General features: G+C 53.0%; 11 protein-coding genes. 1 reads left to right on the forward strand and 10 read right to left on the reverse strand.

What is annotated here, in order from left to right:
• Positions 1-67 precede the first annotated feature (67 nt).
• Complete coding sequence (locus ACPGUT_RS14475; protein WP_423992542.1) at positions 68-1,438, reverse strand: FAD-binding oxidoreductase; 1,371 nt, start codon at positions 1,436-1,438, stop codon at positions 68-70.
• Between the two features lie 109 nt (positions 1,439-1,547).
• On the opposite strand from ACPGUT_RS14475, the gene ACPGUT_RS14480 reads away from it, so the two are divergent.
• Positions 1,548-3,227: a chloride channel protein gene (locus ACPGUT_RS14480; protein WP_423992544.1), complete on the forward strand. Its 1,680-nt coding sequence runs from the start codon at positions 1,548-1,550 to the stop codon at positions 3,225-3,227.
• 150 nt (positions 3,228-3,377) lie between these two features.
• On the opposite strand, the gene ACPGUT_RS14485 is transcribed toward ACPGUT_RS14480, so the two are convergent.
• The 9 genes from ACPGUT_RS14485 to ACPGUT_RS14525 form a co-directional block, all read right to left on the reverse strand.
• Positions 3,378-3,719 carry a DUF427 domain-containing protein gene (locus tag ACPGUT_RS14485; protein WP_423992546.1) on the reverse strand — a complete coding sequence of 114 codons (342 nt, stop codon included), beginning with the start codon at positions 3,717-3,719 and terminating at the stop codon, positions 3,378-3,380.
• A 72-nt stretch (positions 3,720-3,791) separates the two neighbouring features.
• Positions 3,792-5,594 (reverse strand): aminopeptidase P family protein, encoded by a 1,803-nt coding sequence (locus tag ACPGUT_RS14490; RefSeq protein WP_423992548.1) that lies wholly within the window; start codon positions 5,592-5,594, stop codon positions 3,792-3,794.
• 207 nt (positions 5,595-5,801) lie between these two features.
• On the reverse strand, positions 5,802-6,557 hold the full coding sequence (locus tag ACPGUT_RS14495) for an ABC transporter ATP-binding protein (protein WP_423992550.1): 756 nt from the start codon (positions 6,555-6,557) through the stop codon (positions 5,802-5,804).
• Positions 6,554-7,435 carry an ABC transporter ATP-binding protein gene (locus ACPGUT_RS14500; RefSeq protein ID WP_423992552.1) on the reverse strand — a complete coding sequence of 294 codons (882 nt, stop codon included), beginning with the start codon at positions 7,433-7,435 and terminating at the stop codon, positions 6,554-6,556. The genes ACPGUT_RS14495 and ACPGUT_RS14500 overlap by 4 nt, the downstream gene beginning before the upstream one ends.
• Positions 7,432-8,367, reverse strand: a complete 936-nt coding sequence (locus ACPGUT_RS14505; RefSeq protein WP_423992554.1) for an ABC transporter permease — start codon at positions 8,365-8,367, stop codon at positions 7,432-7,434. The genes ACPGUT_RS14500 and ACPGUT_RS14505 overlap by 4 nt, the downstream gene beginning before the upstream one ends.
• Positions 8,367-9,359: an ABC transporter permease gene (locus tag ACPGUT_RS14510; protein ID WP_423992562.1), complete on the reverse strand. Its 993-nt coding sequence runs from the start codon at positions 9,357-9,359 to the stop codon at positions 8,367-8,369. Before ACPGUT_RS14510 ends, ACPGUT_RS14505 begins: the two co-directional genes overlap by 1 nt.
• 193 nt (positions 9,360-9,552) lie before the next feature.
• Complete coding sequence (locus ACPGUT_RS14515; RefSeq protein WP_423992556.1) at positions 9,553-11,148, reverse strand: ABC transporter substrate-binding protein; 1,596 nt, start codon at positions 11,146-11,148, stop codon at positions 9,553-9,555.
• A gap of 77 nt (positions 11,149-11,225) precedes the next feature.
• Positions 11,226-12,305 (reverse strand): dipeptidase, encoded by a 1,080-nt coding sequence (locus ACPGUT_RS14520; protein ID WP_423992558.1) that lies wholly within the window; start codon positions 12,303-12,305, stop codon positions 11,226-11,228.
• 465 nt (positions 12,306-12,770) lie between these two features.
• Positions 12,771-13,141: glycine--tRNA ligase subunit alpha (locus ACPGUT_RS14525; protein WP_423992560.1), on the reverse strand; the 371-nt coding region annotated here is incomplete at its 5' end.

Consider the following 13,141-nt stretch of genomic DNA (forward strand, 5'->3'; position numbering starts at 1 on the left):
TCCGGTTTTCCGGTTTTCCGGTTTTCCGGTTTTCCGGTTTTCCGGTGAAAAATGCGGCTCCCCCTGTTCAGGTCAAGAACATCTTTCCCGGATTCATAATATTTTTCGGGTCCAACGCCAGCTTCATTGATTGCATTACATCCACAGCAGCCCCGTGTTCTTGGTGTAGAAGGTCCATCTTTCCCATTCCAATTCCATGTTCGCCTGTGGCAGTGCCTCCCACAGAAAGGGCGTGTTCAACCATCTGATGTGATACAGATTTCGCCCGGGCCAGCTCTGTTTCATCCTTCGGATCAATCAGTAAAATCGCGTGAAAATTGCCATCCCCCACATGCCCTAGAATAGGCGCGACAAGACCAGCAGCGTCAATAAGTTCACGTGCAAAACGCACGGCCTCTGCCAAGCGCGAAACAGGCACACAAATATCTGTAACGACCGCCGTTTTTCCTGGCCGCAAACCCAAACAGGCATAATAAGCACGGTGACGCATCGCCCAGAGACGTTTCCGATCTTCAGATTTGGACGACCAGTCAAAGCCACCAGCCCCGAAATCTGCGATCACATCGCCGAAACGTTCGGCTTGTTCCGTCACACTTTGGTCGGAGCCATGAAACTCGACCAACAGATGCGGTTGAATGGGCAACCCAAGGTCGGCGTCCTTGTTCACGGCTTCCACAGCCAGGCTGTCCAGAAATTCAATCCGCGCCATGGGAATCGCACATTGCACGGTGGTGATAACCGCATTTACGGCGGCGTCCATATCAGAGAAGGAACAGACCGCAGCAGCCACGGCCTCGGGTTGGCCATGCAGTCGAAGTGTTAGTTCTGTGATCAACCCCAATGTCCCTTCGGCACCGCAAAACAGGGCCGTCAGATCATAGCCAGACGCCGACTTTCGGGCGGCTGTGCCTGTCTGGATCACACGCCCATCAGCCAGCACAACCTCCATGGCAAGAATATTGTCACGCATCGTTCCATACCGCACCGCAGTCGTTCCGCTGGCCCGCGTAGAGGCCATCCCGCCAATGGACGCATTTGCGCCAGGATCAACCGGGAACATCAGCCCCGTGGCACGCAGATCTTCGTTCAGGTCTTCACGGGTGATGCCCGGCTGCACGCATACAGAAAGATCCTGATCGTTAACCTGCAACACCTTGTTCATACGCGAAAAATCCACACAAACCCCGCCATGAATTGCAGATGTATGACCTTCCAAAGACGTGCCTGCCCCGTATCCGATAACCGGCATGTTATGCGCGGCACAAATCACAACAATCTGTGAAACCTCCTCCGTGGTTTCGGGGTAAACAACGATATCCGGCGGTGCGGGTGCAAACCATGTCTCGCTTCCCCCATGATTGGCTCGATCTGCATCTGACAGGCTGACACGATCAGATAACACGGATTTCAACGCGGAAATGACGGTTTTGGCTTCCATTTGACCCCTCAGACATGGCAGGCAGGAAAGATATGGTTAATGCTTTCCGGCTATTGTTACCGCCAAAGGCCCGGAAACCCCAGAGACAACAGGGCACTGCAAGTACAAGATGACGTCAAGTTATATCAAATCCCTGATCCGCCAGATGGAAAACGACCTAAAAACAGCGTGGCAGGTTTTGCGGGTCAAAGGCCCGGGCGAAATTCAGTTTTGGTTTATCGCCCTTATCGTCGGCGTAGGCGCAGGCTTCGCCGCCCTTGGGTTTCGAAACGCGATTGAGGTACTGCAAACAGCGGTTTATGGCGCTGATGACAGTAAAACACTGCATTCCTATCTAAGCGATCTATCTTGGTATTGGGTTGTCAGCATCCCAGTTCTGGGCGGAATTGTCAGTGGCATATTTCTGCAATGGCTGACACCCGACGGGCGGGCGCGTTCTGTGGCGGATGTGATAGAAGGATCCTCGTTGCATAAAGGTCGCGTCGAAACGCGCGCAGGGATAGGTTCCGCGCTGGCGTCGCTTGTGACCCTGTCCACTGGCGGGTCATCCGGGCGCGAGGGCCCTGTAGTGCATCTGGCTGGCGTGATTTCAACCTGGGTGTCAAACCGTATCAACGCATCAGGTATCACCGGCCGGGATCTTCTGGGATGCGCTGTAGCAGGCGCCGTATCCGCAAGCTTTAACGCCCCAATCGCCGGGGCGCTTTTTGCACTTGAAGTTGTTTTACGCCATTTTGCAGTGCATGCCTTTGCCCCCATCGTGATCGCGTCCGTTGCTGGTACAGTCGTCAGCCGACTGCAATTCGGAAACGTCACCGAATTTGTATTAAAGCAAAACAATGAGATGCAGTTCTATATCGAACTGCCCGCCTTCCTGATCCTTGGTCTCATTTCTGGCCTGGTCGCTGCCATTTTCATGCGCTCTGTGTTTTTCGCAGAAAAGGCTGGAAACCAATTGCAGGCCCGCTGGAATATTCCCGGCTGGTTGCGACCAGGTCTGTCCGGATTGGTACTGGGGATTATGGCAGTATGGTTCCCCCATATTATTGGCGTCGGATATGAAACCACCTCTGCGGCACTGACGGGGCAACTTCTGTTTCTTCAGGCTGTCTTCTTTGTCATTCTCAAATGTATCGCCGTTGCGGTCACTTTTGGGGGACGCATGGGGGGCGGTATTTTCTCTCCATCGCTGATGATCGGAGCGATGACAGGCTTGGCCTTTGGCATAGTAGCCACCAGTATCTTCCCTTCTGTTTCCGGTGAAGAAACACTTTACGCGCTTGCAGGTATGGGGGCAGTTGCGGCCGCCGTCCTGGGGGCGCCAATCTCTACCACACTGATTGTGTTCGAACTGACCGGTGACTGGCAGACGGGCCTTGCAGTGATGGTTGCGGTGTCGTTATCCACCGCACTTGCCAGCCGCCTTGTTGATCGCAGTTTCTTTCTGACGCAACTAGAACATCGCAACATTCACCTGGCCGCCGGCCCCCAAGCCTGGCTTCTGGCGACATTTTCTGTGGCAGATATCATGCGTGATAAGGACCATGATCACGCCGCCCCGGAAGATATATGCTGGGAACTGGTCGAACAGGGGATCTATGTGGATGGCAACGCCACGCTTGAAGCGGCCATGCCTATTTTTGACAACTCTGGCGCCGATTTTATTCCTGTCGTCACGCTGGGCGGGGAAGATCAACCGCCCGAACTTTGGGGCGCAGTGTTTGAAGTCGATGCCCTGCATGTTTTCAACGACGCCCTTGCCGAAACCGCCGCAGAAGAACACAGCTAAAACATAGATTGCAACTTTTCGGAAATCCTATGTGAGGCTGGCCCACGTCAGGCATCCTCCGGGAAACATCAATATCCCGCGCGCAGACAACAAAAAGCCGTATACGGACATATTCCGCATACGGCTTTTTCAGATTTGGAAACGTCTGGCTTACAGTTTTTCAACTGTAACCTTATCGGTAAAAAACGCGATATGGCCTGCGATCGCTGCAACATTTTCATGTGGCGTTTCATAGCTCCAGGCAGCATCTTCAATCACAGTGCTTTTGGTCTGGATAGAATAGTAACGCGCATCACCTTTATGTGGGCAGTGACTGGTAGTTTTGCTTTCATCCAGAAACGCAGTCGCGATATCGCCAGCCGGGAAATAGATCGTCGCCGGGTAGTCACCCTCCTTAAGTTCAAGCGCATCCTGGCTTTCCCCAAGAATTGCACCACCGGCCCGAACCGCGCATTTCCCGTTGACCGGGGTTATTTTAATGTGCTCACTCATTTCTCTCTCCATTTTCGGGCCGTTATACAGGTGGTGTATAACAGATCTGTACCACCGCAGGCTATGGTGACGTTACAGCGCAGCGCAGGCATCCATCAGCCAATTTTGCGTCGCCTCAGACACCACATCCGCCAAAAGCGCATATGTTTTCGCATGATAAGCGTTCAGCCAGGATTTTTCACCCTCTGATAACATCTCGACGATGATCATATTGCGATCAATCGGGGTGAAGGTCAGGGTTTCAAAGTCCAACATATCGCGGGCATCTGCCCCCGCAAGTGCCCCGGCCTGTTGCACGGCAACTAAGTTTTCGATGCGGATACCAAATTTTCCCTCGCGGTAATATCCAGGCTCATTTGACAGGATCATGCCAGGTTCTAGCGGGATCTCCGAGACCTTGGAAATACGCGCAGGCCCTTCATGCACCGAGAGAAACGCACCAACCCCGTGCCCTGTTCCGTGATCGAAATCATGCCCGGCCAGCCAGATCGGATAACGTGCAATCGGATCCAGATCCCGGCCAGACAGGCCAGCTGGCCAGCGCGCGCGCGAAAGGGCGATCATCCCCTGCAACACCCGTGTAAAGCACTGTTTCTCCTCCAGGCCCACGGCACCGACAGCCACAGTACGTGTAATATCTGTGGTTCCGTCTTTATATTGCCCGCCACTGTCCACCAACAACACCTGCCCGGATTCCACAGGCAGATTTGTATTTTCGGTCACCCGATAGTGGCAGATAGGGGCGTGAGGGCCCGTGGCCGAAATCGTTTCAAAACTGATATCATACAGTGCATTTGTCGCCCGTCGGAAACCTTCCAGTTTCTGGGCAATGGATATTTCGCTCTGACCGCCTTTGGGGGCTTCATCAGACAGCCAGCAAAGGAATTCCGCCATTGCAGCGCCATCACGCAAATGCGCCTGCCGCATACCTTCAAGTTCCACCTCATTTTTGATGGCTTTTGGCAGAATGCAGGGATCAGGATTTCGACTGATTTCACTCCCTGTGGCCTCTAGAACAGAAGCCACCGCAAATGGGGCCGTTGCCGGATCAACCCGCACGGTTCCGCCAAGCTGCGCCAGAGCTTTGGCAAAATCATCCTGAGGATGACACGTCACGTCATCCCCCAAATGATCCTGCACATCGACCAGCTTTTCAGGGTGCGCAAACAGATCAACACATCCGTCGCTGTGCAAGATCGCGAGGGCTTGCACAATTGGATTGTGATTAACATCATGGCCCCGAATATTAAGCAGCCAGCAAATGCTATCAGGCAAGGTGATCACCGCGTGGTCTTCACCTGCCTCATGCAGAATCTGCGCCATCCGAGACCGTTTTTGCGCATGTGTTTCGCCTGCAAATTCAACAGGATGCGCAAATGCCTTTACCTGTGGCGCAGAAGGTTGATCTACCCAGATACGATCAATGAGGTTTTCGCAGGCCCGAAGGCTACGCCCCCCCCGACCAAGTATAGCATCCGTCTTTTCAACATCGGCCAACGTGTGCAACCAGGGATCGAACCCGACCACAGCCTTTTGTGATGCCTGTTCGTTAATCCAGTCACCAGCATGATTGACGGGCCAAGCAACCGGGGTGAAATGTTCCAGATCCACCTGACTTTTCACCTGAACTGTATAGCGCCCATCGATAAAAACGCCCGCAGTATCCTCCAGTGAAACACAAAACCCGGCGGAGCCCTGAAAGCCAGTTAACCAGCCCAGGCGCGCATCACGTTCAGTAACATATTCGCCCTGATGCACATCCGCCCGCGGTACAATAAAGCCCTGCAATCCTTCCGTCACCATTTGTTTGCGCAAAGCAGCAAGCCGGGCTGGGCCTTTTTCTGGTTCGGAACGGGTCTCGTAGCTCTGGAACATTCTGGTCTCTTCTTCTGATTTATGTCGGCGGACGTTTACGCGAAAGGTTCATACAGATACCCCGGATTGTCCATCGGAAACCCGAAAGGGACCCGCAAAATAGTTTCCGGTTTTCCGGTTTTCCGGTTTTCCGGTTTTCCGGTGAAAATGTTCATAGCAGGAAGAAAGGCAAGCCCGTTTAGCCTAAACTATCCGAAGAAAACCGTATTATTCCGATATATAACCCGCTGAACTTTCTAGAAGATGCTTTGTATATGGATGCTCTGCATGGCCACGACGCAGATCTTCTGTTTTCAACATTTCGACAATTTCACCATGCTGCATCACCGCGCTTTCATCACACATATGCCCCACCACAGCCAAATCATGGGATACCATCAAGTAAGTCAGCTTGTGTTCTGCACGCAAATCCGTCAGCAGGTTCAAAATCTCTGCCTGCACCGATACATCCAGTGCCGAGGTCGGTTCATCCAACAGCAAAACCCGTGGTTCAGACGCCAAAGCCCGTGCAATTGCCACCCGCTGACGTTGCCCCCCGGACAGCTGATGCGGATAGCGAAAGCGGAACGTTGGGCCAAGCCCCACATCATCCAACAGACGCATAATCCGCGCATTTACATCGGTTTTTCCGTGCAACATCAGGGTTTCGGTCAACAGCTGATCAACCGAGTGACGTGGATGCAAAGACGCATAGGGATCCTGAAACACCATCTGAACCGTGCGGAAAAACTCTTGGTCGCGCTTTTTGCCCAGCGTAACGTCCTGCACGGACATTTTGCCAGACCAATCGGGTGCAAGCCCAGTCAAAGCCTTCAGGATCGTGGATTTTCCAGACCCGGATTCCCCAACCAAACCAAAGCTTTGCCCCAACTCCACCGACAAAGACGCATTCTTTACCGCATCCACACGATCACGGCCCTTGCCGAACCAAACGTTCAGGTTTTCAATGATAATTCCGCTCATTTTGCGCCACTCACACTTTCGGTTTCACGCCAGGCATCATCGCGTTCCAGCACCGGCAGATGCGTTTGGGGGCGATCAAGACGCGGCAGGGAATTCAGCAGACCCTGGGTATAGGGATGTTTGGCCTCATGCAGTTTATCGGCATCGCAGACCTCAACCACGCGGCCGCCATACATGATCAGAACACGGTCACAGAAACTGCTGACAAGGTTCAGGTCGTGACTGATGAAAATCAGACCCATGCCACGTTCTTTCACCAGCTTATCCATGATCCGCAGAACCGAGGTCTGCACCGATACATCCAAGGCCGAGGTCGGTTCATCCGCGATCAGAATTTGCGGATCCGGGATCATCATCATCGCAATCATCACGCGCTGCCCCATGCCGCCGGACAGTTCATGCGGATAGCTGCGAAACACCCGTTCCGGGTCACGGATGGACACCGCTTCCAGCATCTCAATCGCTTTGACGCGGGCATCGGCTTTGCTGACATCGGCATGCAAACGGTAAGCTTCGACAATTTGTGCGCCCACGGTCATCACAGGGTTCAACGAGAATTTGGGATCCTGCATCACCATAGAGATCTTTTGCCCACGCACATCGCGCATCTCTTTTTCGGATGCGCCCATCAAATCTTGGCCTTCCAGCGCCATTTTATCGGCGCTGACCATGCCAGGTTTGCGAATGAGGCGCAAGATCGCACGGCCTGTCATCGACTTGCCTGATCCAGACTCGCCAACAATGCCAAGACGTTCCTGACCTAGGGTGAAACTGACACCGCGCACCGCATCAAAAATGCCGTTGCGGGTTGGAAATTTCACCCAGAGATTTTCGACCTCAAGCAGTTGGCGCCCAGTGTTGGTTTTTGCATCACTCATTGGTTGCCTCCTTTCGGGTCAAGCACATCGCGCAAACCGTCCCCCAACAGGTTAAACGCCAAGGATACAGTGAAAATCGCAAGACCTGGCATAATCGCAACCCACCAGTTCGACAGGAACACATCGCGCCCATAGGACGTCATTGCACCCCATTCCGGGCTGGGCGGTTGTGCGCCAAGGCCCAAGAAGCCAAGACCCGCTGCGGTCAAGATAATACCAGCCATATCAAGCGTTACGCGCACGATCAGCGATGAAATACACAGGGGCCAGATGTGTTTCGTCAGGATGCGAATGCGCCCTGCCCCTTGCAGTTTCACCGCAGCGATATAATCAGAATTGCGAATGGTCAGCGTTTCCGCCCGCGCCATACGCGCATAGGGTGCCCAGGCGGTCAGCGTGATCGCAAGCACCGCGTTTTCAAGCCCAGGCCCAAGCGCGGATGCAAAAGCCAACGCCAAAACAAGCCGTGGAAAAGCCAGGAAAATATCAGTGACGCGCATCAAAACGACATCCAAGATACCACCGATATACCCCGCAAGCGTGCCGACAAACAGGCCAACAACCGGCGCAATCATCGCAATCAATGTCACGATCATCAGGGTTTCACGCGCACCATAAATAATGCGCGACAGGATATCGCGGCCAAGGGTATCGGTGCCCAAAAGATAGCCTTCACTGCCCGGCGGCAGCAGACGGTTTTCGAGAATCTGTTCGATCGGGCTATGGGGGGCAACCCAAGGCGCAAAGGCCGCGGACAGCACCAAAATCAACAAGACGGCGAGGCCAAACATCGACATGGAATTGCTGCGCAGCGCCAGCCAACGGGTGTAAAGGGCCGACAGACGTGCATGACGGCGTGAGGTCGGTGTGTCGGACAACAGCCATTCGCGCAGGCTTGGTTTTACGGGGGCGTTTGTGGTGTTTGCGGTCATTATTTCGCCCTCGGATCAAAGTATTTATACAGAAGGTCTGAGAAGATGTTCAGACAGACAAAGATCAAGCCCACCACCACGGTCGCGCCCAAAACCGCGTTCATATCAGCAGATAAAAGAGCCGTGGTCAGATAGTTACCGATGCCGGGCCATGCGAAAATAATCTCAGTCAAAACAGAGCCTTCCAACAGGTTTGCGTAGGACAGCGCGATCACTGTGATCAATTGAACCTTAATGTTGCCAAAGGCGTGACGCCAGATCACCGCCCATTCCGACATGCCCTTAACGCGCGCGGTTGTGACATATTCGCTGGACAGTTGCTCCAACATGAAAGACCGGGTCATGCGGCTGATATAGGCCAAAGAATAATAGCCCAAAAGACCGGCAGGCAGCGCGATATAGCTAAAGGCGTTTTTGAAGATTTCCCAGTTGCCGTCCAGGATCGCATCTAGGGTCAACATGCCCGTGACCGTGGGCACGATGCCCTCATACCAGACATCGACGCGCGATCCGTAACTAACCCATTGCAGATGGGCGTAGAAGAACACAATCGCGATAAAGCCCAGAATAAAGATCGGCATGGAATAGCCCACAAGCGCGATCACGCGGGCAACTTGGTCAATCCAGCGGCCCTTGTTCACAGCCGCGATCACCCCAAGTGGCACCCCCAAAACAACGCCAAAAATCGTGCCCAATGTCGCCAGTTCAAGTGTTGCCGGGAAGACCCGTTTGATGTCATCAAGGACCGGGCGCGCTGTCAGGTTTGACTTGCCAAAATCCCCTTGCAAAACCCCCATCAAATAATCCCAGAACTGCACAAGAATAGGCTGATCAAGGCCCAGTTCACGATACGTTTGGTCATAGGTTTCTTTGCTGGCGCTTTCGCCCACCAAGGCCAGAACCGGGTCAATGCCGCTCATCCGGCTGATGACAAAGGTCACAAACAACAGGCCCAGCATCGTCACACAAAGTGAACCAATTGTCTTCGCGATGGCGATCAGTGTTAGGATGAAACCTGGTAATTCCCGCTCACGCGGGGGGGCGTTGGGGGTGGATATATCAGACAAAGCATGTCTCTTTCAGATCAGATGCCCATTGCATCAACCGGGGGAAACGGCAAAAAGCGAGCATATAAATAGGGAAAAACACCGCAGGCAATGCTGCGGTGTTTTTTGTTTTAAGCGTTTACTTGGAAACGTTCCAATAGGCCGCAGAGGTGACAGCGCCACCAAGGCTTAGGCCTTCAACATTGTCACGGCGACCCGTCTGTTCAATTTTTTGGAACAGAACCGCAAAAGGTGAGATTTCCTGGAATTCACGCTGAATGTCGCCATACATCGCTGCACGGGTGTCACGATCGCCTTCGACAACCGCATCGGCAACTTTTGCGGTCAGACCGCCAGTATCCCAAGCATTGCGCCAAGCCAGAAGGCCGGTTGCACCCGCTTCCATGCTGTTGTCTGGGTTATACGCAAAGGTGCCCGCGTTTGTGTGTGGATCAGGATAATCCGGGCCCCAAGCGCCCATATACATGTCCAACTCACGCGCACGGTAACGACCCAGAACCTGTTTCGCAGTACCAACAGTGATGTTTAGGGTGATACCAGCCTGCGCAAAAGTGTTCTGCAAAGATTGTGCAATTTCGATGCGTTCCTGTGCATCGCGCACGCCAACCTCGATTTCGATCGGGCCAACATCTGCTTCTGCCAGCAATTCTTTTGCACGTTCAATGTTCAAGCTGTAAGGCGCATCGGTGATCGCCCCCAGATAGGTCGCCGGCAGGAAGTTCTGGTGAATTGTGTACTGACCATCCAGGAAGGAATTCTGCATGCCTTCATAATCCACCAGCCATTTGACCGCTTCACGCACCTTGGGGTTCGCCAGCTGTTCATTGCCTTGGTTCATGGAAATATACATCAGTCGACCGCGCAATTCACTGTCAACACTCACACCATCAGCTGCCATCGCGCCTTTGATGTCTTCTGGGTTCAGGTTGCGCGCCACGTCAATGTCGCCCTGTTCCAAAAGTAGGCGTTGTGTCGCAGATTCCTGAATGTGACGCACAATCACGCGTTCCATCGCAGGCGCACCCAGATAATAATCAGGGTTGGACACCATGGTCACGCTTTCGTTTGGCTTCCAAGATTGCACGATATACGCACCAGAACCGGCGGTGTTTGTCGCAAGCCACTCATTGCCCATGTCGCCGTCAACTTCGTGTTCCATCACGGTTTTCATGTCGACGATGCCGCCGATGGTGGCTGTCAGACAGTTCAAAACGAAAGACGTCGCATACCGCTTATCGGTAGTGATGGAAACAGTATTGCCGTCGACTGTGATGGTTTCATTCGCGTTTTCAGCGGTGAAACCGAATTGCGTCAAAATGAACGATGGCGTCTTGTTCAGGATCACCGCACGGCGCAGTGAAAATGCCGCATCTTCTGCGGTCACTGGGTTGCCAGATGTAAACTTCACGCCTTCACGCATGGTGAAAGTGATGGTCATACCGTCATCAGACACTGTCCAGCTTTCCGCCAGATCCGGCTGATAGCCAGCTTCTAGGTTGCCCGGTTCAAGGTTCACCAGTTTGCCGTATACGTTGCGGATCACATCTGCGCCCGCAAATTCAAAGCTTTGAGCCGGGTCCAAGGTTGTAATATCATCAATGCGGTTGGCAATGATCAGCATATTGTCTGGTGTCGCGGCCAAAGCAGGCAACGCGCCCATACCCGTGGACAGCGCGAGCATTGCGCTCATCAGAATTGGTGCGGTTTTTTTCATCGTCTTCTCCCTACAAAAATTAATTGTCGTATTCCCACAAGCCTAAACGCTTGCTTGTTGTTGTATTATGATCTGCGTCAGTCCTTCTTCCAGGTTCTCTCCAAAACCTGCATCCAGTTTTCAAAACACAGTTTATGAATGCGCTCATGGGTATACCCATGATCCTGCATCGCCCGTACCAATGCTGGCAATCCCGTAACATCACGGATAGAAACCGGCACCGTCGCCCCATCGTAATCTGATCCCAGCCCCACGTGATCTTCGCCACATATCGCAATCATATGGTCCAGATGGGTCAGCATATCAGACAGCGGGGTTTCAGGCAGCATCTTACCATCAGGACGCAAAAACGCCGTGGCAAAATTCAGACCAACCATGCCTTTACTGTCCCCGATGGCTTTCAGCTGAGCATCTGTCAGGTTTCTGGCCTGAAAAGAGATCTTACAGGCATTTGAATGTGTTGCCACCAAAGGTGCATCTGAAATTTGCGCAACATCCCAGAAACCTGCTTCGTTCAGATGGCTAAGATCAACCATTATGCCCAACGCATTGCATTTGCGCACCAGCGCCTGCCCCAGGTCCGTCAGACCCCCACCGATATTACCGTCAGATGGAAAACGAAATGGCACCCCTTCGCCAAAAATCGTGGGGCGGGACCAGACCGGACCAAGAGATCGCAGCCCTGCCGCATGAAACACATCCAGCGCTTCTAGATCCGCTGCGATGGCCTCAGCACCTTCCATATGCATGATCGCCGCCATGATACCACTGTCATAAGCCTTGCGGATATCTGCAACCGTCCGGCAGATCCGGACCGCACCTTGACGTTCCATTTCGATCAGGATCGCAGCCTGTGAAAGGGCAACAGGTAGGGCATCCTGATAAGCCACAGAATCTGGCAAAGGCAGATCATAGCTGGGCTTGATCATATCCGCATCCATATCGATCCCCAGATCCGGTGATGGCACATAGATTGCAAAGAAACCGCCAGCGAAACCTGACATCTGACTGCGCGGCACATCAATATGTCCGGCACATCCTTCGATAAACCGTGTCACGGCCGCCTTGTGATCTTCGCCTTGCCCTGCCATCTTCCAAAGCTTCAGAAGAACATCATTGTGTCCGTCAAATACAGGTTGCAACTTGCTTACGCTCATTCTGCCTTGCACTCCCCACGTGTCGCGTTAACGCTAACTTTCGCGATAGTAGAACGCCACTTCCACGACCTTGCAAGGCATTTATTCCGTATTTATGCGACATTTTGGAATAGAAACCCAATAATTAAACATTTGACGGACTGATCCCACTCAGCCGACAGCCCACCTTTGCACACCAACATCCGCTGTGGTACTGCCCCCTTGTCGGGAATATTCCCTTTGCCAGAATTGTTGTTGCTAATGTTTTTTATGCTTTTACGCCTGCTCTTGAACCGTTGGGTCATCATCGGTCTGATCGGCTGTAGCTTTTATTATCTTCCTACTGAGACCAGCGCAGCCTTTGGCAGCCTTATCGGTTGGGGCCTGGGATTGCTTTCAGGTTCTGGTGCAGGGTAGTCAGTTAAAAAACGCAAAACACCCGCCAGTTTTCACAGGCGGGCGCGGGATAAAAACATCTGAAACGGCTTATGCCGCAGCACCACCAGCTGACGTCAGCACAAATGCATCTGCACATTGTTTTGACAATGCGCGCACGCGGCCAATATAGGCCTGACGTTCTGTCACGGAAATCACGCCACGGGCATCCAGAAGGTTAAAGATGTGGCTTGCCTTGATACATTGATCATAAGCCGGATGCGCCATGATGATACGCTTGCCGGTTTTCGGATCATCATGTTCCTGAGCAAGGATTGCTTCGCATTCCGCTTCGGCTTCTTCAAAGTGGCGCAGCAGAACTTCGGTGTTTGCCACATCAAAATTCCAGCGCGCGTATTCTTCTTCGGTTTGCTTAAACACATCACCATAGGTCAGCGGGATCATCGCATCAGGTGCGTTAA

Source organism: Halocynthiibacter sp. (assembly GCF_049608145.1).
GTDB lineage: Bacteria > Pseudomonadota > Alphaproteobacteria > Rhodobacterales > Rhodobacteraceae > Halocynthiibacter.